Source organism: Brevundimonas sp., assembly GCF_027484365.1.
Taxonomy (GTDB): Bacteria; Pseudomonadota; Alphaproteobacteria; order Caulobacterales; family Caulobacteraceae; genus Brevundimonas.
Window position 1 is genome coordinate 1 of sequence record NZ_JAIXTC010000016.1, and the last position, 25,765, is coordinate 25,765.

The 25,765-nt window shown below is 67.8% G+C and carries 21 protein-coding genes and 1 tRNA gene; 8 read left to right on the forward strand and 14 right to left on the reverse strand.

From position 1 onward, the window contains the following. Window positions 1-315: 315 nt before the first annotated feature. Window positions 316-834, forward strand: a complete 519-nt coding sequence (locus Q0044_RS06430; protein ID WP_298160872.1) for a hypothetical protein — start codon at window positions 316-318, stop codon at window positions 832-834. Here Q0044_RS06430 and Q0044_RS06435 read toward each other — a convergent pair. The 3 genes from Q0044_RS06435 to Q0044_RS06445 form a co-directional block, all read right to left on the reverse strand. Continuing rightward, window positions 831-5,129 carry a translocation/assembly module TamB domain-containing protein gene (locus tag Q0044_RS06435; protein ID WP_298160874.1) on the reverse strand — a complete coding sequence of 1,433 codons (4,299 nt, stop codon included), beginning with the start codon at window positions 5,127-5,129 and terminating at the stop codon, window positions 831-833. The two genes, Q0044_RS06430 and Q0044_RS06435, sit on opposite strands and share 4 nt — an antisense overlap. Then, window positions 5,126-6,880, reverse strand: a complete 1,755-nt coding sequence (locus Q0044_RS06440; protein ID WP_298160876.1) for an autotransporter assembly complex protein TamA — start codon at window positions 6,878-6,880, stop codon at window positions 5,126-5,128. Before Q0044_RS06440 ends, Q0044_RS06435 begins: the two co-directional genes overlap by 4 nt. Before the next feature lie 154 nt (window positions 6,881-7,034). Further along, the gene (locus Q0044_RS06445) at window positions 7,035-7,292 is read right to left on the reverse strand and encodes a hypothetical protein (protein WP_298160877.1); all 258 of its coding nucleotides are present in this window, start codon (window positions 7,290-7,292) and stop codon (window positions 7,035-7,037) included. 157 nt (window positions 7,293-7,449) lie between these two features. Here Q0044_RS06445 and Q0044_RS06450 point away from each other — a divergent pair, with 157 nt between their 5' ends. After that, the gene (locus tag Q0044_RS06450; RefSeq protein WP_298160878.1) at window positions 7,450-9,189 is read left to right on the forward strand and encodes an ATP-binding protein; all 1,740 of its coding nucleotides are present in this window, start codon (window positions 7,450-7,452) and stop codon (window positions 9,187-9,189) included. Here the strand turns inward: Q0044_RS06450 and Q0044_RS06455 are convergent. Further along, window positions 9,186-10,253, reverse strand: coding sequence for a CaiB/BaiF CoA transferase family protein (locus tag Q0044_RS06455; RefSeq protein WP_298160880.1), 1,068 nt, complete (start codon window positions 10,251-10,253; stop codon window positions 9,186-9,188). The two genes, Q0044_RS06450 and Q0044_RS06455, sit on opposite strands and share 4 nt — an antisense overlap. A 91-nt stretch (window positions 10,254-10,344) precedes the next feature. Beyond that, window positions 10,345-10,421: transfer RNA gene (locus tag Q0044_RS06460), tRNA-Lys, on the reverse strand. 169 nt (window positions 10,422-10,590) lie between these two features. Here Q0044_RS06460 and Q0044_RS06465 point away from each other — a divergent pair. Beyond that, window positions 10,591-11,253 carry a hypothetical protein gene (locus Q0044_RS06465; RefSeq protein WP_298160881.1) on the forward strand — a complete coding sequence of 221 codons (663 nt, stop codon included), beginning with the start codon at window positions 10,591-10,593 and terminating at the stop codon, window positions 11,251-11,253. 12 nt (window positions 11,254-11,265) lie between these two features. Next, window positions 11,266-11,799 carry a hypothetical protein gene (locus tag Q0044_RS06470; protein ID WP_298160883.1) on the forward strand — a complete coding sequence of 178 codons (534 nt, stop codon included), beginning with the start codon at window positions 11,266-11,268 and terminating at the stop codon, window positions 11,797-11,799. Here Q0044_RS06470 and Q0044_RS06475 read toward each other — a convergent pair whose 3' ends face one another. The 3 genes from Q0044_RS06475 to Q0044_RS06485 all read right to left on the reverse strand — a co-directional run bounded on the left by Q0044_RS06475 (window position 11,800) and on the right by Q0044_RS06485 (window position 14,548). Beyond that, window positions 11,800-12,093, reverse strand: coding sequence for a hypothetical protein (locus Q0044_RS06475; protein WP_298160885.1), 294 nt, complete (start codon window positions 12,091-12,093; stop codon window positions 11,800-11,802). Between the two features lie 2 nt (window positions 12,094-12,095). After that, complete coding sequence (gene tgt, locus Q0044_RS06480) at window positions 12,096-13,205, reverse strand: tRNA guanosine(34) transglycosylase Tgt (protein WP_298160887.1); 1,110 nt, start codon at window positions 13,203-13,205, stop codon at window positions 12,096-12,098. A gap of 479 nt (window positions 13,206-13,684) precedes the next feature. Beyond that, a complete protein-coding gene (locus Q0044_RS06485; protein WP_298160889.1) occupies window positions 13,685-14,548 on the reverse strand; it encodes an acyl-CoA thioesterase in 864 nt (287 codons plus the stop codon). Between the two features lie 230 nt (window positions 14,549-14,778). On the opposite strand from Q0044_RS06485, the gene Q0044_RS06490 reads away from it, so the two are divergent. Continuing rightward, a complete protein-coding gene (locus tag Q0044_RS06490) occupies window positions 14,779-15,282 on the forward strand; it encodes a winged helix-turn-helix transcriptional regulator (RefSeq protein ID WP_298160891.1) in 504 nt (167 codons plus the stop codon). Further along, complete coding sequence (locus Q0044_RS06495) at window positions 15,279-16,037, forward strand: glutathione S-transferase family protein (RefSeq protein WP_298160892.1); 759 nt, start codon at window positions 15,279-15,281, stop codon at window positions 16,035-16,037. The genes Q0044_RS06490 and Q0044_RS06495 overlap by 4 nt, the downstream gene beginning before the upstream one ends. On the opposite strand, the gene Q0044_RS06500 is transcribed toward Q0044_RS06495, so the two are convergent. From Q0044_RS06500 to Q0044_RS06525, 6 genes are all read right to left on the reverse strand, one after another. Further along, a complete protein-coding gene (locus Q0044_RS06500) occupies window positions 16,034-16,600 on the reverse strand; it encodes a hemerythrin domain-containing protein (RefSeq protein ID WP_298160893.1) in 567 nt (188 codons plus the stop codon). The two genes, Q0044_RS06495 and Q0044_RS06500, sit on opposite strands and share 4 nt — an antisense overlap. Beyond that, complete coding sequence (gene mnmA / locus Q0044_RS06505) at window positions 16,593-17,831, reverse strand: tRNA 2-thiouridine(34) synthase MnmA (protein WP_298160895.1); 1,239 nt, start codon at window positions 17,829-17,831, stop codon at window positions 16,593-16,595. The genes Q0044_RS06500 and mnmA overlap by 8 nt, the downstream gene beginning before the upstream one ends. Before the next feature lie 99 nt (window positions 17,832-17,930). Next, window positions 17,931-18,215 carry a CtrA inhibitor SciP gene (gene sciP, locus Q0044_RS06510; protein ID WP_271085516.1) on the reverse strand — a complete coding sequence of 95 codons (285 nt, stop codon included), beginning with the start codon at window positions 18,213-18,215 and terminating at the stop codon, window positions 17,931-17,933. A gap of 173 nt (window positions 18,216-18,388) precedes the next feature. Then, complete coding sequence (locus Q0044_RS06515) at window positions 18,389-19,828, reverse strand: flagellar hook protein FlgE (RefSeq protein ID WP_298160900.1); 1,440 nt, start codon at window positions 19,826-19,828, stop codon at window positions 18,389-18,391. Window positions 19,829-19,914: 86 nt separating this feature from the next. Beyond that, entirely contained in the window at window positions 19,915-20,592 is a 678-nt protein-coding gene (locus Q0044_RS06520) for a flagellar hook assembly protein FlgD (protein ID WP_298160902.1), read from the reverse strand. A gap of 4 nt (window positions 20,593-20,596) precedes the next feature. Next, window positions 20,597-22,282, reverse strand: coding sequence for a flagellar hook-length control protein FliK (locus tag Q0044_RS06525; RefSeq protein ID WP_298160904.1), 1,686 nt, complete (start codon window positions 22,280-22,282; stop codon window positions 20,597-20,599). Between the two features lie 395 nt (window positions 22,283-22,677). Between Q0044_RS06525 and flgK the strand changes: the two genes are divergently transcribed. Together flgK and Q0044_RS06535 are read left to right on the forward strand one after the other, a co-directional pair. Then, on the forward strand, window positions 22,678-24,798 hold the full coding sequence (gene flgK / locus Q0044_RS06530) for a flagellar hook-associated protein FlgK (protein ID WP_298160905.1): 2,121 nt from the start codon (window positions 22,678-22,680) through the stop codon (window positions 24,796-24,798). Further along, on the forward strand, window positions 24,798-25,754 hold the full coding sequence (locus Q0044_RS06535) for a flagellin (RefSeq protein WP_298160907.1): 957 nt from the start codon (window positions 24,798-24,800) through the stop codon (window positions 25,752-25,754). Before flgK ends, Q0044_RS06535 begins: the two co-directional genes overlap by 1 nt. The last annotated feature ends 11 nt before the right edge of the window (window positions 25,755-25,765 follow it).

The window sequence follows — 25,765 nt, forward strand, 5'->3', positions numbered from 1 at the left end:
AGCGGCGCAAAGCGTGGGGGTCGAAAACGACACAGACCTCACAGGCTGCACGAAGCCCGTCACCGGCCGCTCGCGTGAACCGGTCGCGACGGAGCCCCGGCGCGAGCCGAAAATTCTCAATCGGTCCCCGTAACGCGAAAGCAGGGGGCCTCATCGGTTCCGGGCGACCGCCCGGGCTCCGTCGACTTCCCCGACCCGTTCACAGCGGAAGAGCGACGACGCATGTCTCCTGAGGAGGGGAGGGAGACGGACGAACGATGTTGCGCACGCTGCGGCTGTCATGTAAAACGTGCTTGTCATTTTGGAGGACGATAAATGAGCACATGGTTGAAGGCGATGAACCCCGCGAGCCCGATCACGACCGAGGCTGAGGCCGAACGCGCGGCGAAGGCCAGCGCGATCTCGATCTTCATCGGCGTCGTGGTCGGCCTGGTCAGCCTGGCCTGGACGATGGCCAATCCGGCCGCGATGCAGGACGCCCTTGCGCAATCCGCTGGCGGTGACGCCGAGGTTGCCGCCGGCATGGCCGCCGCCGGCCAGATCGCCCTCTATACTGCCGGGTTCCTGGTGCTGATCCAGCTCATCCTCGGCGTGGTCCAGTGGCGCAATCCGGGCAAGTTTATCGCCATCCTGTTCATCGTCCTCATCGCCCTGGGCATCGCCACGTCCGTCGCCTCGCCCCTGATGACCGCCTCCATGCCGAACGCGCCCGTAACGCCCATGTGGCAGATCGTCCTGTCGGTGGTGATCATGATCATCCAGCTGGTGCTGCACGTCACCGGCCTGAAGGGCATCAAACAGCTGGACCGGATCCAGATGGAGCAGTCGCGCTAGTCCGCGTCCTCTGAACTGTTGGGCCGTCGGTCCTGCGCTCCGGTTCCCGGAACGCGGGACTGGCGGCGCCAGCGGATCGACAGGGTCGCGTCGCCCTGTCCGCCGAACTCGGAGCTGATGGCCAGGTTCCGGCGCACCTGCCATTCGACATTGACCGCCGCCCCGCCTTCACCGCCGCCGATGATCTCCAGATAGACATCGTCGGTGATGTAGCGGCCGCCCGCCACCGTCAGGGCCGAGGCCTCGCCGCCGAACGACAGCCGGTCCAGACCGGCCAGTTCCCTCAGATTCCCGATCACATCGAACCCGCCGCCGCCCGCCAGGGAGGCGACGCCCGCCGCCAGCTGGGCCGCCTCGAACGGCGACAGCTGCGACGCCGACCGGCCGAACAGGACCTGGGACAGGATCTCGTCCTGGGGCAGGGCGGGGGCCGAGGTCAGCAGGATCTCCGGCCGCGCCGCCGTCCCGGTGACCCGGATGGTCGCGGTCAGGGCCGGGTCTTCGCGCACCGCCGACAGGTTCAGCCGGATCCGCGAGGGATCTGTGGACAGGGAGACCGAGCCGCGATCGTCGAAGACGAACCGCTTGCCCGCGAACTCATAGTCGCCGCGCACCACGGCCGCGCCGCCGGTCAGGACCGGCTGGGAGACTGTGCCGCGCACCCGGGCATTGACGCTGAGCAGGACGTTCAGGCCCCGGCCCGCCACCCGCACATTGCCGCCCTGCGAGCGCAGGCGGATGTCCATGCCGACCTGGGGGCCACGGCTGGGACCGTCGTCGGCTTCGACCGGATCGCCGCCGGGGCGGTTGATCTCGACCACATCCATGCCGACGATGCCGCTCGAACCCGGCGGGTTGGCCTCGATCCGGGCCTCGTCGATGGTGATCTCGCCCGCCAGGGTAATCTTGCCGTCTGCGGCCCGGACGACTGTCAACGGACCCGACGCCCGGCCCTCGGCGATCTCGTTGTCGATGATCTTGAAGCGGGTCAGGTTCAGTTCGAAGTTGGACCCGGAGCCCTCCTTCAGGCCGATGCGGCCGTCGCCGGAGACCGTCCCGCCGGCGCCGTCGGTGGCGGTGAAGGTCTGGACCAGGGCGGTCGTGTCGTCGAACCGGCTGGCCAGCGTGACGCCGTCGAGCGTCAGACCGATGCCGTTGTCGCGGAACCGGCCGTTCTGCAGGTTCAGTCGGCCGGTGATCAGCGGGGCTGCGAGCGTGCCGTTCAACAGGGCGCGGCCATCCACCTGACCGGCCAGGGTCCGTTCACCGCCGAAGAAGACGTCCCAGATCGGCTGGATCTGGCCCCGGACCATGACCTCGCCGGACATCGGTCGGGTCCGGGCGATGGCCAGACGCAGCGGCGCAGCCGAGGACTCGACCGGCAGGGTGATGTCGGCCGTGGCACGGACCGCGTCGGTCCCGGCGGCATTGGCCTGTATGCGGAGGGTGTCGTTGACCAGGGTCGCGGTGACGGCTCCGTCGACCGACAGGCCCCGGGGCGCATCCACGCTGCGAAGCTGGACCAGGTTGACATTGGCCGACCCGGACAGGTCGTCTCCGGAACCGCGCAGGGAGATGCGACCGGTCACCCGGCCCCGCAGATCGGGCGCAATGGAGCCCAGTTCGACGCTGGTCAGGTCGGCCTGGACCACGACGGCCTCCGAGTCCTGACGCAGTTCGCCCAGCAGGATTCCGCCGCCGACCGACAGGTCGACCCGGGCCACGCGGCCGTCTCCGGCCAGGGCGACGACAGCGGGATTGCGCGTGGTGAAGGCCACGTCGCGCACCCTGCCGGCTCCGTTGAGGGTGACGCTCTGCGCCTCGCCCTGGCGCGAATAGACGCCCGATCCGTCGAAGGAGACGGGCGTTCCGCCCCCGACATCGGCCTTCAGGGTGAAGGGCAGCCGGTTCAGGGTTCCGCGTCCGTCCAGCTCCAGCGACCGGATCAGATAGGTCGAACCGGCGAGACGAACGTTGGAGCCGCTGACGTCGAGGATGGCGGTCTCGTCCCCTGCTCCCTCGGTCAGGCGGATACGCCCGTCCGCTGTTCCGGAAGCGAGGAAGGCGCCGGGGCGGGCCGTGAAGGTCAGGTCCGCGCTCGACGGCCTGTTGCTGGCAAGCGCGACGGCTCCCTGGGCCGTCACGCCTCCGGCATTCAGATCGACATCGGTCAGGCGGATGCGGTCGCCGCCGAGGAAGAAGTTCCCCTCAGCGCGGGCCGGGCCGTAGTTCGATCCCGCGGTCATGACGATGCGTCCGTCGGAGGCGTCCGGGCCCTTGCGGAAACTCAGCACCAGATCGGCGTTTGTCAGGGTCAGGGGGCCGGCGGCGATTCTGCCGAAGGCGGCGGTCAGGTCGACGCGCGGCTGGGCCAGGGTGCCGGTCAGGGCGCCGTCGCCCGTCATCGCCCCGTCGATGGCGACCGGCCCGACGCCGAATGGACCCTGTGCGTTCCAGTCCAGAGCCAGACGCAGCCGGCCTTGCGGTTCGATCAGGCCGCGTGCCGAGGCCGTGCCTGCGGCCCCGGTCAGGACGCCCTGTTCGACGGCGATGCGGCTGCCGTCGAGATTGCCGGTCAGTTGCAGCCGGGGCGTCGGGCCCAGAAGGCGATCCAGTTCGTCCATCCCGGTGGTCAGGCGCCCGCCGCGGCCGTCGAAGGTCAGGACCCAGGGCGCGCCGCCGCGGGCCGAGGACGCCTGGATCGGCCCGCCGAATGTTCCTCTGGCGCCGCTCCTGATGCGGCTGACGTCAGTGATGTCGGCCCGCCCGCGGAAGCCCAGCCCGCCCGTCAGTCCGCGCCCGCCCGATCCGGTCACGGTGAGGGCCTGGCCTCGCACGTCGACCTTCTGAAGCAGGATGGCCCCGTCGGTCAGCCGCGACGCCTCAAAAGACAGACGAGGCGTCGCACCAAGGAGCGCACCGACGACGCCCTGGCTGTGGCCGCCCCCGACGGCGAGATCTCCCTTCAGCCCGATCCGCCCTTTGTCGGCGGAAATGTCGAGCGGTCCGGTGATCGTCCGGGCCGCGTAGCTGGCGAGGTCGGCGTCCGCCAGGCGGAGATCTCCATCCAGACTCCAGCGCGCCGCGTCGCCTGTGAAGACGCCGGTATAGGTCGCTGCCCCACCGCTCGTCGCGCCGACGAGCCGGGTCAACGATCCGGTCGAGACCGTCAGCGCCACGCCGTCCGGCGCACTTCGGTCGTTGAGACGGATCAGGCCCCGGGCGCTCGATTGAAGGTTCTCCGATGTCAGCCGCCAGGCCATGCCCTGAACCCCGGCATCGGTCGCGTCCGGCACCGAGGCGAAGCCGAAGCGGGCCGTGCGTCCGATGCGCTGAACGAACGGCTCGAGCAGATCCGATCCGCTGAAGTCGAAATAGCCGGAGATGCGCGAACCTTCCGGCCCGTAGCGGCCTCGTACCGTCAGGGGCGTGAAGTCGCCGGTCCGCACCGTGGCGTTGACGATGTCGCCGTTGACCAGGGCCGAGGCGAAGAAGGGTTGATCCGGTGAATAGCCGAGGGATCCGGCCAGCGGCCCGCCCTGGGCCTCGCTGGCCCTCAGGTTCAGACGCAGGTCCTCAGGCCTCGAGCCGATTGTGGCGGCGGCCTGCAGGAAGTCGCCCGGCCGGTTCAGGCTGTAGGCGGCGACGTTCGCGACCTTGTCTCCGCTGCGGGGGACCAGAGCGTCGCCGGTCAGTCGCCATCGACCATACTCCTGCGAGAACCCTTCCAGCAGTTCGATGTCGGCCGCGAATTTATCGATATCGACGCTGATCGGCATCGGCTTTGGAGGCTTGCCGTCCGGCGGATCCAGTTCCGGGCGACGCAACAGGCGGATCGATTTCGCCGTGATATCCGTGGCGTGGAAACGGCGGGCGAGCAGTGGCCAGTAGCTCCAGTCCACCCGGACATCGCGGGCCTCCAGCCAGACGCCCTTCTCATCGGTGATGGTGACGCGGGACAGGGTGAAATCATCGAACAGGTCGCCTTGCAGACCTTCCACGTTGATGCGTCCATATCGGGAGATTTTCTTTCCGGCGACGAAGCTGGTGACCAGTTCCCGCCCCGGTCCGGACACCAGATAGATCCGGCCGCCGAAGACGAGGATCAGGGTCAGGGCGATCAGGCCCATCAGGGCGAATCCGCCGAAGAAGCCGATGGCCTGCAGCCGGGTGCGTCGCCGCCTTTCGGTCTTGGCGGGGGTTTCGACGGCTGTTTCCGGCGGGACCGCCTCGACCGCGCGCTTCTTGCGCGGGGTAGGCAGGCGACGGGGTGGCTTGGGGGTCGGATCGGTCAAAACGCCTGGCCGATGCTGACATAGACCTGGAAGCTGGCGTCGCCTTCACGCTTTTCCAGCGGGAAGGCGATATCGGCGCGGATCGGGCCGAAGGACAGGTTGTAGCGGGCGCCGACGCCGACGGCGTAGCGCAGGTTGGAGAAGTCGGGCGTCTCGTCGAAACCGATCGCGCCGGCGTCCACAAAGCCGACGACGCCGAAACCCTTGCCCACGTCGTGACGGACTTCAGCCGAGACCTCGAACAGGGAGATGCCGCCGCGCGGCGTATTGTCGGGCAGGCGCGGACCGACGCCCTGGTATTCATAGCCGCGCACAGAGCCGCCGCCGCCGGAATAGAAGAGACGGTCCGACGGCACGCTGAGCTCGCTGCCGCCGATGATCGATCCGAGCCGCATGCGGCCGGCGATTACGGTGCGGGCGTTGTCCTGAACCGGCATATAGGCCGTGCCCTGGGCCTCCGTGCGCAGGAACAGGATGGTGTCCTCGCCGGTCACCGCGGTCGGTTGAACGTTCAGCGTCATCCGCCAACCGGTGGTGGGGTTCAACGGATCGTTCGACTGGTCGATATAGGCGCTTCCGCGGCCGGTCAGGATGGCCAGATCGCGGTCGAAGCTGATCGGCGCCTGGGTGACCGGATCGAACCGGTTCTCGCTATACCGGCCAGCGTCCAGACCGACGCCGTAGCTGTAGTATGAGGTCTTTCCAAGTCGCTGACGCAGGTCGGCGGACAGGACGGCGGCGGTCCGGCGATAGGCGTCAGTGTCCTCGTTTACCACGGCGGCGGACAGGGCCAGTGTCTCGCCCGGCGTCCGCCAGTGCGGCAGGCTGAGGTCGGCCCCGATGCGGCTGTCGATATTCGCGAGCCTGGCCTGGAAGCGCAGGGTGTCTGCGCGGCCGAAGCGGTTGTACCATGTCCATAATCCTTCGACGCCCGAGCCATCGGCGGTCGAGAAGGTGGCGCCCGCCTCCAGTATGCGGCGTGGCCGGTCGGTCAGGGTGATCACCACCGGTCGGTTGCCTGCCGGCGTCGTCTGGTCCGCAGCCGTCAGGGCCACCGCAACACCGTCGTAGACGCCGGTCTCCAGCAATCTTCGCTCAAGCTCGGCGACCAGTTCGGGATCGTAGCGCTGACCCTCGTTCCAGGGCGCGAGGCCCATGACCCACTCCGGATTCGTCGGGCCCCTCGTCTCGACCCGCACGCCGTCGAGACGGACCAGGGGGCCGGAGTTTATGTTGAAGGTCGGGGCGACGGTCAGGGCAGCATGGTCGACGACAACACGGCGCGGCTCTGTCGCGGCGTCCGGGTATCCATCGCGCGCCAGGCGGGCGATGACCCGGCCCTCAGCGGCGATGACGTCGGCGGCCCGACCTGGACTTCCGGGTGCGAGTCCGGTTTCCGCCAAGGCTGTGCGGATGACCTCCGGCTCCGGTTCCGGTGCGACCCAACGGATCGCCGGATCTGCGAGCACGAACCGGGGACCGGGCGTAATCTCCACGATTGCGACCGGATTGTCCTCGCCTTCGACGATATCCGCCAGAATTGGCTGGTAGTAGCCTTCAGACCGCAGAAGGGCCTCGGCCGAGGCCATGGCGGCCCTGGCCCTTCGGCGAGCGTCGAAGCCATTGGTCGGCGGCCCGTCAGTCTCGCCGATCGCGCGGACCAGGGCTGCGCGGAGTTCGGCGCCGAGATCGCCTCGAATCTGGGCGCGGGCATCAGCAGCAGCCGCGTCGCCGACACCTGTTGCGCCCAAGCCCAAAACCACCGCGACGAGCGCGGCGGAGATGTGGCGGAAGGAAGAAGACCTCGACGTCAATATGCAACCCTGATCGGCGACCTGTTCCGAACCGGACCAGGTTCGCCAGAGGCCCCCCTCAATCAGCGAATCGGAACCACCTGAGGGCCGATCAATAGAACAGGGTTTCGCTCTCTGGCTTCACCGTCTCTTCAGAGGATCGCTGTTCGGGCGGCAGGGTGGAGGCCGGCGGAACATCGGTCGCAGCCGCCGCATCTGCGGCAGCAACGGCCTGATCGGTCGCAGCAGGTGCGACGGGCGCCTCGATCGGTGGTGGCGCGGTCTCGGCCTGCCGGGCCGACGGGTCTTCGCAGCCGGTTACAACCAGACCCGCGGCGCCCAGAGCCGCCAACAACATCAAACGCTTCATTCAAGATCTCCCCCGCAGTGCAACGTAGATACGCGCCGTGAACAGGCCCGTTCCATAACCTGTCCCACGTTGCTGGTCACGCTGGATCAACAGCGTTCTGGCAACCAATCCTTTGTCTATTGGTGCGACACTCCAGTTGATGGGAGAGGGCTCAAGAATGCTGGCGAACGGCTATGCCATGATCGCCCAGGTGCGTTTCCGCGAACTGAAGACGCGGATCGGCCTGGCGGCGTTCATCGCCGTGACTGCGTGGTTCATGACGCACACCTTGTGGTCGGCCGTTTGGTTCGGGGCTGTCGTGGCGACGCAGGCGCTGGACTGGATTGTCTTTCGACCGCTCCGCAAGCGGCCCGACATTGAGCCGTCGCTTGGTTACAAGATCGCCCTGTGCGCCACGGCCTCAGTGAACGTAGTCATCTATTCCGGTATCGCCGCCTATCTGTGGACGGCCGGCGGGGATGCGGGACGCCTGTTCGCCACCGTCCAGGTCGCGGGGGGCTTGCTGCACGTCAGTCTGCACATGCACCACGTGCGGCCGCTGCTGTTGGCGGCGGTCATCCCCCACAGCCTGTATTTCCTCGGCATGCCGGTGGTCGGCGCGATCGTCGACGGCAAGCCGCAAGAAATGCTGATCGCGGTGGGCGGACTTCTCTACATGATGCATCTGATCGTGGCTGTCCGGCAGAGTTCGATGACCACGACGGCATTGCAGACCGCCAATGCCGAGGCCCGGCGCGAACGTCAGAAGGCCGAGGTCGCCAGTGCGGCCAAGTCGGAGTTTCTCGCCGTCATCAGCCATGAAATCCGCACTCCGATGAATGCTGTGATCTCGGCGGCGAACCTGCTGCGCCGAACGCGGCTGGATCGTGAGCAGCGTGAGCATGTGTCGATGTTGCTCGACGGCGGCGATGTGCTGGTCGGTCTGCTGAACGACGTGCTCGACCTGTCGAAGATCGAGGCGGGCAAGATGACGCTGGAATCCTCGGTGATGGACCTGCGTGAGAAGCTGGGCTCGCTTGGCCGACTCTGGGGACCCAAGGCCGAAGCCAAAGGCGTCCGGCTGAAGATCGAGATCGAGCCTGACGTACCGGACTGCGTGCGCACCGATCCACTGCGCCTGCAGCAAATGCTGTTCAATCTCCTGTCCAACGCCGTGAAATTCACGGACGAAGGTTCGATCGCTGTGTCGGTGGACTGGAGCGCCGAAGACAGCCGCCTGACCATCGCTGTGGTCGATACCGGCTGTGGCATTCCGGCGGACCGCCTTGCGGGCATCTTCGACAGTTTCGAGCAGGTCGATGCCGGCACGACCCGGAAGTACGGCGGCACCGGCCTGGGGCTCGCGATCAGCCGGCGTCTGGCGGAAATCATGGGCGGTAGCCTGACCGCAGACAGTGTCGAGGATCAGGGTTCGACCTTCGTGCTGACCCTGCCGATGGAACCGGTGGCCAAGCCGGCGGCCGAGACCCGTCGTCGGGCTGCGCCGCAGGCCGGGCTGCAGGGCAAGGTGATTCTGGCCGCGGACGACCATGCGGTGAACCGCCGTATCCTGTCGTTGCTGCTCGAACCGCACGGCTGCACCATTCTGTTGGTCGAAAACGGTGCCGAGGCGGTGGCGGCGGCAAGGACCCAGCGGTTCGACGCCATCCTTATGGACATGCAGATGCCGGTGATGGACGGGCTGGAAGCCTCTGCCCAGATCCGGGCCGGCGGCCTGAACCGACGCACGCCGCTGATCGCCCTGACCGCCAACGCCATGGATGTGCACCGCGCCGCCTGGGACGCGACCGGTGTGTACGCCTTCCTGACCAAGCCGATCGATCCTGCGCTGCTGGCCGCGACTCTCGCGGAAGCCTGCGCCCAGGCCGTCGACGAAGAGGAAGCCCAGATGGTCTAGCCCCAGCGGGCGAGGGCATCCGCCAGGGAGATCGCGCCTGCGGGCTCGATCTGCGCGACCTGCCCATCGAAACGAGGGGCTGGTGAGGGTTGGAGCGGTGACCCGGCGAGCGTCTGCCGCGCCCGGTTGTGCGGATGATCGGCCGCCTCCGAAAATGTCAGGACCGGCGTGACGCAGGCTTCCGTTCCAGCGAAATGCGCGGCCCATTCGTCGCGGGTCCGGGTGGCGAACAGGGCTCCGAACGTCGTCTCGAGCGCGGGCCATTCACTGACAGGCATCTGGGGCGCATCCGCCGCATCGAGATTCAGACCGGCGAGCAGGGCGGCGTAGAAGCGGGGTTCCAGCGCCCCGACCGCGACGAACTTGCCGTCGGCGCAGGCATAGCAGCGGTAGAAGGGTGCGCCTCCGTCCAGCAGGTTCGAGCCACGCTCGCCTGACCACAGGCCGCTCGCCGTCAACGAGAAGAAGAGGGCAGACAGGAGCGACGTTCCGTCGGTCATGGCGGCATCGACGACGCGTCCCTTGCCGATGGTCCGCGCCTCGATGAGGGCGGCCAGGACTCCCGTGATCAGCAGCATGGCGCCGCCGCCGTAGTCTCCGACGAGGTTCAGAGGCGGCACGGGCGGGGAACCGGCCTCGCCCATGGCGTGGAGCGCGCCGGTCAGGCCGATGTAGTTGATGTCATGTCCCACGGTCTGGGCCAGCGGCCCTGTCTGACCCCAGCCGGTGACGCGGCCGTAGACCAGTTTCGGGTTGCGCGCGGCGCAGTCCTCGGGCCCGAGGCCGAGGCGTTCCAGCACGCCGGGGCGGAAGCCTTCGATCACGGCGTCGGCGCCGGCGATGAGGTCGAGGACGCGCTCGCGGTCGGCGGGGGATTTCAGATCGACCACGACGGCGTCGCGGGCACGGTGCATGACGTCGTTTCCGACGTTGCCGAAGGCGCCGGCTTCTGCACGGCAGAGGCGCAGGACCTCGGCCCCGAGGTCTGCCAGGACCATGCCCGCGAAGGTCACGGGTCCCAGGCCGTCGAATTCGATGATGCGGACGCCGGAAAGTGGTTTCATGGTCGCTTGCTAGCGGCAGCCGGGAGCCCGGTCGAGGTCACGCAAGGAAGCGCCCGAGGCCTTTCTCACGCCTGTGACGACGGAGAAGCGATGGTACGTCCTCTCGGGCTCGAACCGAGGACCCTCTGATTAAAAGTCAGATGCTCTAACCAACTGAGCTAAGGACGCACATCGTGGTCGCAGAACGGCCGGGCCGTTTCGCGGTTGCGCCTTCTGGTTCATCGCGCGGGTCGGGTCAAGGGCTGTGGGCCGCCTTCCTTTTCTGATGATGTCGTTTGGCGTCGTGACTCCGGTCCTGCGACCGCTATTGTGAGCGAACATAAGGGGATGGACGGGCATGCGCGGTTTCGGATTTATGGCGGCTTCGGCCGCACTCATCGGCCTTGCAGGGTGCAACCAGACCGAGGGCAAGGCGGTCGCCGCTCCGGCTGTCGCCCAGGCCGCGCCGCAGCCCAGTCAGGTGATGCAAGAGACCTTCGTCGACTGCATCTGGGGCGAGACCCAGGGGTCGGGTCTGTCGGTCTGGAGCTATGCCTGTCCGCAGGCCGGCAATACCCACATGGTCTATGACGCCAGCCTGCCGGGCTTCGCCCTGGAGGGGACCTACGACGGCCAGACGTCGCGCAGCCCGGCCATTATCGTGTTCAAGAAGGCCGCCGACGCGCCGATCGAATCCGTTCTGGCCGAGGCCCGGACGAAGTCGCCGGGGCCACATACGGCCGAGTGCGTGCTCGCGCGGCCGACCTACGACGGTGTGGCAGAGGGCATCTACCACCTCGTTCCGCCGGCGCCGGTCAAGGCGCAATGGGAGGCCTTCGCCTCCGGCGAGGGCGACGCGGAACCGATGGAACCGCCGTGCGGCGATCTGGGCGAGCAGATGGTGGGCGATCACGTCTTCTATGTGCTGGACGGTGACCCGACGACGGTGCTGTGGGTCAATTTCGGCAGCGAGATCCAGCCGTTCGAGGCCGCCTCGATCCGGCCGTTGAACGCGGGCTAGGCTCTGGTGCAGTTGCGTGGCGTCCTCCTTGTGATCCCGGTTCTGGCCCTGCTGGGCGGCTGCTCGGCCGCGCGGCAGGTGGGGGCGGGGTTCGGCGATGCGGCGACCCAGCCGCTGGTCGATCTGAACGTACGTCGGGACCAGATCCCGACGGTGTTGCTGCAGGCCCAGGCCAATCCCTATGACCGGCGCAATCTCAGCCAGTGCACGACCATCGGCGCCGAGGTGGCACGGCTGGACGAGGCCCTGGGGCCCGACCGGGACGAGCCGCCGGCGCCCGATGCGCCCACCCTGAACGAACGGGCCCAGGACGCCCTGGCCGAGGCAACTCTGGACGCGATCCGGAACGCGGCGACGGACTTCATCCCCTACCGCAGCTGGATCCGGCAACTGACCGGCGCCCAGGCGCGGTCGAAGACGGTCCAGGATGCGGTCGAGGCGGGGCGGCTGCGGCGGGCCTTCCTGAAGGGGCTGGGGATGCGGGCCAACTGTGCGCCGCCCGCTTCCCCCGCCTGGTTCCGGCCGACAGGACGGTCGCAGCGCTAGCTAGCGACGCTTTTCGCTGCGGTCTCCTCTGATGTGGATCGTGCCGTCCTTTGCGAAGGCCTCGAACGACGGTTTGTCGATGTTGCGGAACTCGCCGGTGCGGTCCCAGTCCCAGTCGAAGGAGATGCGCTCGCCCTTGTGCGCGAACTTGCCCGACCAGTGGGCGAAGAAGGAGTATTTGTCGCCGCCGATGATGATGACGTGGCGATGCAGTGCGGTTTCGTTGCCGTCCGGGCGGGGCGGTTCCTCAAGGTAGGTGTTGTAGGCGTGGAAGCCGGACTTCTCGATGCGCATGATCAGTTCGACGTGTGGCGGGCGTGGAAGTCGCGACGGAACTGTTCGAAGCGGCCGTGCTGGATGGCGTCGCGCATGGCGGCGGTCAGGGCCTGGAAGAAGGCGATGTTATGCCAGCTGAGCAGGATCTTGCCGAGGATTTCGTCGGCCCGGATCAGGTGGTGCAGATAGGCTTTTGAGTACGACGAAGACGGTCCGTCGATCGTGGGGTCGAGCGGGTCCTGATCCTCGGCGAAGCGGGCGTTCTTGAGGTTGATCGGCCCCTCCCAGGTCCAGGCCTGGCCGTGGCGGCCGGCGCGGGTGGGCAGGACGCAGTCGAACATGTCGACGCCGCGCCAGACCGCCTCGACCAGGTCGATCGGCTTGCCGACGCCCATCAGATAGCGGGGACGGTCGGCGGGCAGCATGTCGGGGGCGTAGTCGAGGACCTCGCACATGGCCTGATGGCCTTCGCCGACAGCGAGGCCGCCGATGGCGTAGCCGTCGAAGCCGATCTCCTGAAGCTGTTCCGACGACTGGCGGCGCAGATCCTCGAAGGTCGAGCCCTGCTGGATGCCGAACAGGGCCTGGGTCTCGCGGGTTCCGAAGGCGGCTTTAGAGCGGGCGCCCCAGCGGACGGAGAGTTCCATCGCGGCTTTCGCGGCGGGCTTTTCGGCCGGGTAGGCCACGCACTGGTCGAGCTGCATCGAGATGTCGGCGCCGATGCGGTCGGCCTGGATCTCGATCGACCGCTCGGGCGAGAGAACGTGTTTCGAGCCGTCGATGTGGCTGGAGAAGGTGACGGCGTCCTCCTTCACCTTCGAGATGCCGGCCAGGGACATGACCTGGAAGCCGCCGCTGTCGGTCAGGATCGGCCTGTCCCAGCCCATGAATTTGTGAAGCCCGCCGAGCCGCTCCATCCGTTCGGGACCGGGGCGTAACATCAGGTGATAGGTATTGCCCAGGATGATGTCGGCGCCGGTAGCCTTCACCTGATCCACGGTCATCGCCTTGACCGTGGCGGCGGTGCCGACCGGCATGAAGGCGGGGGTGCGGATGTCGCCGCGCGGGGTCTTCAACACGCCGGTGCGGGCGCGGCCTTCGGTGGCGGAGATGTCGAACGGGAAGGGCAAGGGCGGGTCTCGATGAGGGGAGGCGCGTCTTAGAGCGGGGGCAAGGCCTTGGGAAGGCGGAGGGGCCGGACCCAAAAACACCGTCCGAAGCGTTCGAAGCGTCCGAAGCGTTCGGGTCGGCGCGACTCCGGGACGGAGTCCACAGAGTCCAGATAGTCCACTGAGTCCAGATCCGGGGCGGCGTGAGAGCCGGGTTGTCAAAGATCGTGCCCAGTGTCGCACGGTTTTGCGGGGCGCCTGCGATAATGGCTCTGGATAGAGCCGAGCGTTGTTTTGAAAGGCGGATTCGGGGGATGTGTTGATCAACAAGCGTCCTTCTCCCCTTGCGGGAGAAGGTGGCAGCCGAAGGCTGACGGATGAGGGGTCACGCCGGCGTGGGGGGGGCTCAGCCGTCAAAAGCCGTGTGACCCCTCACCCGATCGCGCAAGGACGACGGCAAGCCGTCGTGCGCGAGCTCCCTCTCCCGCAGGGGGAGAGGGTTAAGACCGCGCCGGCCGTACCGGCGCCAGTTTCCGGCGCTGTCGTGACAGGGCCAGGGGCGTGCCGTCGGCGGCCCAGACGGTGGCGTCGTCGACGGTCCAGCCGGAGCCGAAATCGAGCATGCGGAACTCGAAGAAGGCCCAGCCGTCCGGGCAGTGGTCGGGCGTCGGGTCGGTCAGGATGTCGTAGCGCAGGTCCACCGTGGCCATGCCCACAGGCCTGTCCAGGGCCGTCCAGACAGGGGGATACAGCGCGTCCAGAAGGTAGCAGAGCCCGATGGCGTCCAGGGGCCCGCCGTCGCGGATCTTCATCCAGCAGCGCTCGATGACCGGTCGACCGGGGACGGGCTGAAGGATGTGGGGGCCGGTCTCGAAGCGATAGTCGACGTGCTGGGAGAAGCGCGGAGCCATCGGGCCTTCAAGTCCCCGGCCGGTCTGGAGCGCGCCGAGCGGGGGCGGCGTGGCGAGCGGCGTCATGGCCGGGCCGGGCACGTCGTCGCCGAAGGTGGCGCTGGCGTGGTTGGTCAGGCGGTTCTGGCCCTCCCGGTCCTTCTGGGTGACGTCGACCTGGGCGAAGGATGCGCTGCGGCCGCCGCGCAGCATTCGCGGCGTGAACTGGATCGGCTGACCGAAGCGGGCCGGGGTCATGAACTGGGCTGACAGACTGCGGAGCGGGGCGGCGATGGCGAGGCCCTGTTGCATCGAGGCGGCGCACAGGGCCGCGATCAGGCCGCCGAACGGAAAGCCGGTCTCGGGCGGGGCGTTCAGCCGGCCGTTGGAGAAGTCGCCGTGCAGGTCGGCGCTGAGTACGCCGTCATCGCCGGGGGTCAGGGTCAGGGCTTGCGCGATCGTCTGTTCAGGCATGCGCGGGTCGTAGCTCGGGAAAGGAACGGGCGGAAGCGGGGCTTCCGCCCGCCAGTCGGGAATGCAGGAACGCTGCGAGGAGTGCTCGCCTCGTCCGTAGCGAAACAAGACTGACTTACTGCGTTCCTTTTGGCAACCCTCTTGCCAAACCGCTGACGCAGGGTCACTTTCAATCTCTTGCCGGGCGTCACCTTGTTGGAAAGCCGCCCACAATTTGCCGGACGACGCCTATGGGACGCACTGCAGACTACTCCAAACAAAGCTGTTCGATCGCTGCGACCCTGGAGGTGATCGGCGATCCGTGGACGCTGCTGGTCATTCGCGACGCCTTCCAGGGCGTGAAACGGTTCGAACAGTGGCAGGAGCGACTGGGCGTGGCCCGAAACGTCCTGGCCGCGCGGCTCAAAACCCTGGTGCAGCACGGAGTTCTGGAGCCGAAGCTCTATTCCGAACGCCCGCCCCGCAATGAATATGTCCTGACGCCCAAGGGCCTGGCGCTGTCGGACGTGCTGATCGTCATGCACGGCTGGGGCTCGCAGCATCTGTATGGCGAGGCGGATTCCGGCGTCAGCTTCACCCACAAGACCTGCGGCGCAGAGCTCAAGCCGCGGGTGGCCTGTTCCTGCTGCGGCGAGATCGTGAAGCGCCGCGACACCGGGATCCATTTCCATGCGAACCGGCCGACCGTGGCCGAGATCATGCCCAAGGACACCGCGACGGAAGAGGCGGCGTGAGCCGACCGCCGGTCACCCTGATCGGCAATCCGGTCTCGCCCTATGTGCGCAAGATCCTGGCGATCTGCGCGGTGAAGGGGATCGAGGTCGCGATCGATCCGATCACGCCGTTCCGGGGCGATGAACGGTTCTCCGAGCTGAGTCCGCTGCGGCGGATTCCGGTCTGGATCGAGGGTGACGTCACCCTGTGCGACAGCTCCATCATCGCCCAGTATATCGAGGACACGCGACCCGAGCCCTCGGTGCTGCCGGTCGATCCGAGAGATCGGGCCAGGGCGCGCTGGATCGAGGAATATGCCGATACCCGGCTGTTCGACGTCCTGGGCTGGAAGCTGTTCTTCCAGATCGCCATCAAACCCCGCATCCTGAAGGAAGAGATCGACCGGAACCTTGTCGAGACGGCGAGGGCGGTCGAGATCCCGGAGACCTTCGACTACCTCGAGACCGTGATGCCGGAGACGGGGTTCCTGTTCGGGGAGAGCGCGGGGCTGGCCGACTTCAGCCTGGCGCCGGCCTTCCTGAATGCGCGGGTCGTGGGGACCGAGGTCGACGCCGGGCGCTGGCCGAAGCTCGCCGCCTGGCTGGGGCGGGTCGAGGCGGACACGCCGATGAAGCGGCTGAATGCGCTCGCCCAGGCCCTCATGTCCACGAAGCTGGCCGATCAGCCGGCGGTGATGGCCGAGCATGGCTACGTGATCGCCGAACGCTCGCACGACGGCGGACGGGCCATGCGCGGGCCCATGTCGCCGACCTAGCCTCTGAAGTGATCGGCGTGACGGGTGATCAGGGGGACGACGATGTCCTCCTCGTCCTCCAGATGGCGAGCCAGAGCCGGACCGGCCGCATCGAGGGCGTCGGCGAGGCGGGCGGCGGCGTCGCCGGCCGTCGGGGCATTGCCGCTGACGCCCTGATGGAAGTCGAGGCCGGTCCGGAACAGGGTCTCCAGCTGGCCGTGGATGGCGTCGTGGTCGCGGTCCAGCAGGTCGATGCCGGCGCCGATGCGAGGCTCCACCCGACGCATGGTCGGGAAATAGTGGTGGGTCTCGATATTGTGGTGGCCGTCCAGGTGCTGGAGGAACGCTTGCAGGACGGGGATCAGGCGACGGTGCAGTTCGGGCAGGGCGAGGGCTCCTGCGCGCCATTGTGTGGTCAGGGCGTCCATCTGGGCGACCTCGCGGCGAAAGCCGGCGTGCATCTGCAGCCAGAAGCGGGCCATGGCCGCGACTTCGTGGCCGTGCCAGCGGTCGCGGGGGAGGTCGGCGAGCAGGTAGCGGTACGCCTCGGGCAGGCCCTGACGGGTGGAGAGATCGTCAGACAACGGCAGAAACGACACAGGCCGTCGTCGTGGCGATGAAGCCGCCGCCCAGCAGGCGGTCGGGGTCGGCGGGGTCGTAGAGGGCGCAGGCCTGGCCGGGGGCGACGCCTTCTTCTCCGGTCTCGAAGACGATCGAGATCGCCCCGTCCTGAAGCGTCAGACGGGCGGGCGAAGGCGGGCGGGTCGAGCGGACGCGGGCGAGGACGGAGGCGCCGGCCTCGGCGGCCGCTTCGATCGAGGCTTCGTCGCCGAGCCAGTTGGTCTCGTCCAGCGTCAGGGCGGCGGTCAGCAGGGCCTCGCGCGGGCCGACGATGACGCGGCGGTTGTCGGGGTCCAGCTTCGTCACGAACAGGGGCTCGCCCACGGCGACGTTCAGGCCCCGGCGCTGGCCGATGGTGTAGTCGGTGATGCCGGCGTGACTGCCCAGGACGCGGCCGTCCATGTGGACGATCTCCCCGGCCTCGCGGCCTTGCGGACGGAGGCGGTCGATCAGGGTGCGGTAGTCGCCGGACGGGACGAAGCAGATGTCCTGGCTGTCGGGCTTGGACGCGATCTTCAGGCCCAGGGACTGGGCGACGCCGCGCACGGCGGGCTTTTCCAGACCGGCGAGCGGGAAGCGCAGATAGTCGAGCTGGTCGCGCGTGGTGGCGAACAGGAAGTAGGACTGGTCGCGCGAGGGGTCGATGGCCTTGCGCATCTGGGTGCGGCCGTCGGCGGTCAAGGCCCGACCGACGTAGTGGCCGGTGGCCATGGCGGCGGCGCCGAGATCGCGGGCGACATCCAGCAGGTCGCGGAACTTGACCGTCTGATTGCAGCGGATGCAGGGGACCGGGGTCCGGCCCTGCAGATAGTCGTCGGCGAACTGGTCGATGACCGCGTCGCGGAACCGGCTCTCGTAGTCGAGGACATAGTGGGGGATGCCCAACATCTCGGCGGCGAGGCGGGCGTCGTGGATGTCCTGGCCCGCGCAGCAGGCGCCCTTCTTCTTCAGGGCCGCGCCGTGGTCGTAGAGCTGCAGGGTGACGCCGACCACATCATAGCCGGCCCTGTGCAGAAGGGCCGCGACGACGGTGGAGTCCACCCCGCCGGACATGGCCGCGACGACGCGGGAGCCGACCGGCAGGCCGACCGCCAGGCGCGCGCTCTCGACCGCCGCATCCAGCTCGGCCGGAGACGACAGGGGGGCGATGTCGGGGATCGCGCAAACAGGCTCGATGAGCGTCATCGCGCGCATATAGAGAGACTGGAGGACGATTTCGAGGCCGAAGGCCCAAACGACGACGGCCGCCCCCGTCGCCGGGAGCGGCCGTCGCTTCGTTCGGGGGAGAAAATCCTACGAGCGGTAGTTCTGGATCCGCGTCGTGCGCAGACCCTGCATGCCCCATTTGTCGATCGCCTTCTGCCAGGCGAGGAACTCCTCGGCCGTCAGCCGGTAGCGAAGCAGGGCGTCGTCGAGGCTGAGCAGTCCGCCGCGCACGGCCGCGACCACCTCCGCCTTGCGGCGGATGACCCAGCGATCGGTATTCTCGGGCGGCAGGTCGCGCATCGTCAGGGGGGTGCCCGTCGGACCGACGACATACTGTTCGCCCTGCTTGTTCACTCGACGCTCTTGCAACATGGGCTTTTGCCTCATTCACCACCACCAATTGATCGTGAAGGTAGCGCGGCGCCGCTAAGGCCGGGTTTAGCGTCGTGGTGAAGGAATGGATAAAATCCAGTCCGTCCCGGAACGCCGTTTTGGCCCGATGTTGAGTAAGTCTTCATCTAGTTGAACGCCGCGTTACCTGAAGATCAGCGTTTGATGCTGATAAGCTCGGCCAACATCTCATCCGCAGTGGTGATGATCTTGGACGAGGCGGAGTAGGCGCGCTGGGTGGTGATCAGTCCTGTGAACTCCAGCGACAGGTCGACCGTGGAGGCCTCCAGCTGGGAGGCCCCGATCAGGCCCGCGCCGCCGCTGCCGGGGGCCTTCAGGTTGAACGTGCCGGACCCCTGGCTGACCCGGTAGGCGTTGGCGTTGACGACCGAAAGGCTGTCGGGGCTGGTGAAGGTGGCCAGGGCGACCTGGGCGACGCGACGGGTGACGCCGTTGTCGAAGTTGGCGGTGACATAGCCCTCGTCATCGATCTCGATGCTCGACAGATTGCCGAAGGCCGTGCCGTTGGTGGTCACCGCCTGGATGACCGAGTCCGAGTCGTACTGGGTCAGGCCGCCGGCCGAGGCCGACAGGTCAAAAGTGATGGTCTGGTCGTCGATGCCGAGCGAGTCCCGCCATTGCGGGGCGGCGGCCGTGCCGACGGAGGCGGGGTCCGATGCGCCGAGGGTGATCGAAGCGGCGGAGGGATCGGCGAACAGCATGCTGCCCGGAGCAAGGACATCGGCCGCCTTCATGCCGTCGACGTCGAGGCGGCCGTCCTGGGTGAACAGGACCAGGCCGGACTTGAGGATGCCGTTGGACGGCGTCGAGCCGTTCTCGATGTCGCTGGCCGGGATGACGTGGACCTCGGCGCGCCACTCGTTCGGGTTGGCGGTCTTGAGGAAGGAATAGGCGATCGTGCGCTGGCCGCCCTTGGAGTCCGACGCCGGGATGGTGATCTGGAAGTCGGGCTTGAAGCCGGTGCCGGCCTCGGCGTCGTACATCGACATCGAGTTGGTCGTGGTGCTGTAGGTGGCGATGTCCGGAGAGACGACCTGGCTGGATTGCAGGTTGGCGTTGAGCTGGGCCCGGGTCGTGGCCTCGGCCGTGCCGCCGACGGAGCCGACGTTGATCGACTTCAGCTTGTTGAGGTCCGAAGGATCGCGGGTGATGTTTCCTTCGGAATCCACGGGCCAGCCCTGCAGATAGAGGCTGGCGGTGTTCTTCAGATAGCCGAACTCATCGACCCGGAAGGCGCCGGCGCGGGTGAACTGGCGCGCGTCGCCCGCGTCCAGGCCTTCAGGCTTTTCGGTCGCGACGAAGAAGCCCTGACCGGCGATGCCCAGGTCTGTCGAGGAGGTCGTGCGCTGAAGCTGGCCGGCCTGGGAGATGAAGTTGCGGGTCGCTCCGAACACGCCGCCGGCGGAGTAGCCGGAGCCCTGGTTCTGGGCGTTGACCACGGTCGAGAACTCGATGGCGGTGCGCTTGTAGCCGACGGTGTTCACGTTCGCGATGTTCTGCGAAATCGCGGCCAGGGCTGCGGAGTTTGCGGTCAGACCGGACACGCCGGCCAGAAGGGCGGAATTGATGCTCACGAGGTTGGCTCCTTAGGAAAGCAACTTGAGGGGTTCAGGGCGGAGGCGATCCGGGCGGCGAGGCTGGCCTCGCTGTCGTCGTCGCCCTAGGTGGCGGTGTCTGCGGCGACGTGATCCTGCAGTCCGAAGACGCTGGAGACAGGCACGATCGAGTTGCCGATGGTGAGGTAGGGGACGCCGTCGTACATCTCGACGCCCGTGACACGGCCGCGGGTCAGGACCTGGGACTCGACGGTGCTGGCGCCGGCCTTGGCGGTGATCTTCAGCGAATAGACGCCGCCGTCCGGCAGCTGTCCTCCGGCGGTCGTCTTGCCGTTCCAGACGAAGTCGTGGGTTCCGGTGGTGCGGTCCGGCGCGGGACCGGTCCAGACGACCTTGCCGGTCGAGTCGAGGACCTGGAGGGTCGCCTCGGACGCCGCAGCCCCGAGTTCATAGGACCAGGTGGCCGAGCCTTCGTCGAGCTTGGTGACCGCCCAGGCCGCGGTCGCGTCCTTGCCGATGTAGTTGGATGCGCCGCCCAGACCGCCGCCCTGCTGGGCCGCCAGGAGGCTGGTCAGCAGGTCGTTGGTCAGCAGTTGCTGCTCGACGCCCGTCATCTGGGTCAGCTGGGCCGTGAATTCGTTCGAATCGAGCGGCGAAAGCGGATCCTGGTTCTTCAGCTGTGCGGTCAGCAGCGACAGGAATGTCTCGAAGTTCGAGACCAGGCTGGCGCGGCTGGTTCCGGTTCGACTGGCGGCTTCGTTGGCGGTGATTGCGTCGACCATGGGGTCAGACCTTCATATCGACGCGGTCGGGCGTCAGGGTGAGGGGGATCCAGGCGGCGGGCGTCGCCATGCGATCGGCTTCGGCCTGGAGCCGCGAGGCGGCGCCGAAGGCGCGGGCGTTGCGTGGGTCGGGCTGGCGATCGAAGGCCGAGCCGCCCTGCTGTCCGGCAGAAGCGTCGCGCTCGGCAAACGACAGGGCGTCGTCGGCGACGGTGAAGCCTGCGTCCTGAAGCTGGCGGCGCAGTTCGTCGACCCGGCCGCGCAACTCGGTCGCGGCCAGCGGATTATCGAAGGCCATGCGGGCGGCCAGTTTGCCGTCGGCGTCGATGTCGAGGCTGACGTCGACCTGACCCAGGCCTTCGGGCGTCAGGGCCATCTCGAACCGGGTCGAACGGCCCTCCAGCTTGCGCACGATCTGGGCGGCGATCTGCGCCGTCGTCTCGATCGTGGCTTTAGAGAGTGTGGAGAGGACCTGGAATGCAGCGGTTTCGACCGGACGCGCTTCCGTCGGCGGGGGAGCCGTGGGGACCGGCATGGTCCCGGTCGTGTCGGCGCCGAGGAGGATCGGAGCCGCAGCGGGCGCGGCGGCCGGAGCCGGGCGGGCCTGGACGTTCGGGACTGCGGCGGTGGGGGCCGCCTCGGCAGCGTCCGGCGAAGGCGTAGCGTCGGGATCGGCAGCGGGTCCGGCCTGGCCTTCGGTGCGGACAGGCTGGGCGCGGTCGATTACGTCACGGACACGCGGGGTGTCGACGGCAGCGGCGCGACCTTCGGGTGGCGCATCGGCGGCCTCGACCGGCGCGTCTTCCGCTGCGACGACTTCGCCGGAGACCGAGGCGGCCGAGGCGTCCGGAGCGGTCCTGGCAGGCCGAGGTGCAGGCGGCGTAACGGCAGCGGCGACAGGCGCGGGCGCTGCGGAGGGCGTCGTCACCGGAGCCGGAGCCGGCGTTGCGGCCTTCGTCTGTTCCGCCTGAACGGCGGCGAGATCCTGCAGATCGACGGACAGGGGAGCCAAGGCCGGGGCAGAGTCCGGCGCCGGAGCCGGATTCCTGATGGCGGCGGGCGTCGGAGCCGGCGCAGGAGCAGGATCCAGGAGGGCGGCGGGCGTCGAGCCGGTCGGGGCCGGCCCAGGCTCCGCGTCCGACACGGCGGTCGGTGTGGGCGAGGCTGCGAGGCGGTCGTCGGACTCAACGGGCGAAGCATCCGTGACCGGTGCGGAGACGGAGGCGTCCGGCACGGCGCCCGCGATGGTCTCCGGCGCGGCGCCCTCGACGGCCTCCGGCGCGGCGCCCTCGACGGCGTCCGGGCCAGGGAGGACGACAGGCGGGACCGGAACGGCAGGTGTCGCTTCACCCGCGACTGGCGAGGCCGCGGCAGCCTCTGTCGTGACCTCTGCGGCGGCCGGAGGCGTCGGGACAGTCAGAGGGAGGGGTGCAGGAGCGATTTCGGGCGCGACCGGAGCAGTGGCCGTGTCTGCTTCCGATGCGATGTCGTCTGCGGGGGCAGGCGCTGTATCGGAGGCGGTTTCCGTTTCGGGCTTCGCGGGTGCGGCGGTCCTGGCGGGCCGCTCCGGGGGCGTCGCCTCGTCCAGAATGGCGGCGAAGTCGGCGTCGGTCGTCGCAGCGCCGCGCCCGGGAGCGGCGGCGTGGCCCACGGAGGGCAGGGCTGAAATGACGAGGCTGGGCGCGGACATGCGGCGGCAGGCAATTCAGGACTGGAGGACGGGGGCGCCTGCTGCGCCGGATCATTCGGATGGGCCGTCGCAAGGGCCGGGCCATACGACGGGAAATGGCTCAGTGCTCTGTAATATATAGACAACTTCTCTGACCGGGGTTCGCGCCGACTGGTCGATGACGACCATTCTTGCCGCGCAAAAGTCGCTTTTTGCCCGGCGCCTTTCCAGGACCTTTCCGGGTTCGGACCTTCGGTTCACGGCTTTGGCCCGGCGTTTGCGACCTGAATCATCATGAGCCAGTCGCGTCCAGTGATGTTCAAGAGAATCAAGGCGTTGTCCGCGCCGCATACGCGGGCGGCTGGGCAAGACGCGCAGCCTGCCGGGCAGGGCTTGCCGGGCGGAGGGTTAATCGGATGAGCCTGAGCACCATCCTGAACATCGCAAACTCGGGCCTGCAGACGGCCCAGACGCAGTTGCGCGTGGTCTCGGACAACGTCTCCAACGTCAACACGCCCGGATACGTTCGCAAGATCGCGGAACAGGTGTCGCTGACGACCCAGGGTGTCGGGTCCGGCGTGGAGGTGGCCCGGGTCCGCATCGCCACCGACCGCTTCCTTCAGGCTGCGTCGCTCAACGCCGGCGCAGAGAACAGCCGCCAGGGCGTGCGCTATGAACTGTTCGACCGCATCCAGTCGCTGTTCGGTGATCCGGGCGGCGACACCGGATTCTTCTCCCAGATCGACGAAGTTTTCTCGGCCTTCGCCGTGGCGGCCGAGGACGCGGTTTCGGCGCCGCGCCGCCAGGACGCCCTGTTCAAGACCCAGGCGATTTTCGACGAGGCGGGTCGAATCTCGGGCCAGATTCAGGCCGTGCGCGAGGACGCCGACGGCCGGATCCAGAGCGCCATCGAGAAGGCCAACGGCCTGTTGAAGCAGATCGAGACGTTGAACGTCGACATAGCCAGGGCCACTGTGCTGGATGGCGACGCGTCTGGCGCCCAGACCCAGCAGGCCCGGCTGGTCGACGAACTCTCCGGCCTGATGGACGTGCAGGTGTCGCAACGCTCGGTGGGCGGTGTGTCGATCCGCACCGGGGCCGGCATCCTGCTGGCCGGGGCGGGCGCAGCGACGCTGGAGTATAATCGGGCGGGCACGGTCAACGCCGAAACCAGCTTCAACGAGATCTGGGTCACCGAACCGGGGGGCGCCAAACGCGCCTTCGCCGAAGGATTGAAGAGCGGCGAGATCAAGGGGCTGCTGGAACTGCGCGACGTGGACGCGCCGGCGACCGCAGAACGCCTGGCCGAACTGATCACCCACGTCGCCGACGAACTGAACCGGGCCCACAACGCCAATTCGGCGGTGCCGCCCCCCGGCACATTGACCGGCAAGAATGTGGGGCAGGACCTGACGACCGCCCTGACGGGGTTCACGGGCGGGACCACCATCGCGGTGGTCAATCCGACGACGGGCGTGATCGCCACGCGGGCCGACATCGTCTTCTCGGGCTCGACCTTCACCATCAATGGCGGCGCGGCCACGCCGATCGCCAGCTTCCTGACCAGCCTCAATACGGCGCTGGGCGGGACGGCGACGGCGAGCTTCACCGACGGCAGGCTGAGCATCGCTGCCGCCGGCTCGAACGGAGTCGCCATTGCCGACAGCGCGACGACGCCGAGCGCCAAGGCGGGGCGGGGGTTCTCCCACTATTTCGGGATGAACGACCTGATCTCGAGCGACCGGCCTGCGCTCTACGACATGGGGATCTCGACGACGTCGGCCCACGGCTTCACCGCAGGCGAGACGGTCAGTTTCCGCTTTACGGCAGAGAGCGGGGCCAAGGTCCGGGACATCCAGGTGGCGGTACCGGCCGGCGGAACGGTGGGTGACCTGTTGACCGCGCTGAACAGCTCCCTGACCGGCGTGGGCCGCTACGGCAGCTTCGCCCTGGATGCGTCCGGCGAGATGAAGTTTACGCCGCTGGGTGATCCGGCGCCGCGGATGAGCGTGCTGGAAGACACGACAACCCAGATTCCCTCCGGCGTTTCGGCCACGGAGCTGTTCGGTCTGGGCGGCGGCGTACGGTCGTCGCGGGCGGACGGCTTCAAGGTGCGGACCGACATTCAGCAGAGCCCTTCGAAATTGGCGCTGGCCCAGCTCAATCTGTCGGCTGCGGCAGGAACATCTGCGCTGAGCTCGGGCGACGGACGCGGGGCCCTGACCCTGGCCGATGCGGGTCAGAAGACCGTGAAGTTTTCGGCCGCCGGAGACAGTCCGGGGGGCACTTTGTCGGTGTCGCGTTATGCGTCCGAACTGTCCGGCGAAATCGGCGGCAAGGCCCAGGCGGCCAAGTCGCGCCAGGCCAGCGCCCAGGCCCTGTCGACAGAGGCCGATGCCCGCCAGCAGAACTTTGAGGGCGTGAACCTGGACGAGGAGCTGGTGCTGATGACGACCTATCAGCAGGCCTTCAACGCGTCGGCCCGGATGATCCAGGCCGCGAAGGACATGTACGATACGCTTCTGGGGATGATCTGATGAGCCGGGTTTCGACGAACGGAAACTATCAGTCGGCGCTGCTGAACCTGATGCAGGCCCAGCAGGCCCAGAACGAGGCGGGCGAAAAGGTCCAGACGCGCAAGAACGCCACCGACATGGAAGGCTTCGGCCGAGGGTCCGAGACCCTGACGGCGCTGAAGGGGGCGGCGGCGCGGGTGCAGGGCTTCCTCGATACCGGCGAGGCCGTGGCCGCGCGCCTGGAGGCCCAGGACCTGGCCATAAACCAGGTGGCCGATGCGCTGAACGCGGCGCGCGAGGCGATCGGCAGCGTGCTGTCGTCGGATTCACTGTCGACCCTGATGCTGGACCTTGAAGGTCAGTTCCAGTCGGTGTCCAACGGCCTGAACTTCCGACACCAGGGCGGCTATCTGTTCGCAGGCGCCGACACGACCAATGCGCCGGTCGGGGTGTCGACCCTGAGCGAACTGGCCGCCGCGCCGACCGTGGCCTCCACCCTCGGCAACGACCAGATCAAACAGGTGTCGCGCATTGCCGAGAACACCTCGGTGGAAACCGGCTACCTCGCAGACGGCTTCAATTTCACCGAGGCGGACGGGGTCACCCAGAGCCACATTTTCCAGATCTTCCGGGACATCAAGGCCTACAGCGACAACCCGGCGACAGGTCCGCTGACCGGCAAGCCGACCGAGGCGCAGAAGACCTTCCTGACCGCCCAGCTCAAGCGGCTGGAGAGCGCCTCGACCGCGACGATCGACGCTGCGGCGAAGAACGGATCGCTGGCCAATCGGCTGGATCAGATCAAGACCAGCCATGAGGCGCAGCAGCTGTCGCTTGAGCAGCTGGTGTCGAGCCGCACGGACGTCGATCAGCTGAAGGCCGTGACGGACCTGCAGCTGTCGCAGGTGGCGGTCCAGGCGTCGGCCCAGGTGGTCTCGCAGCTCAGCGAAGTCTCCCTGTTGAATTTCCTGCGATAAGACCAGGATCC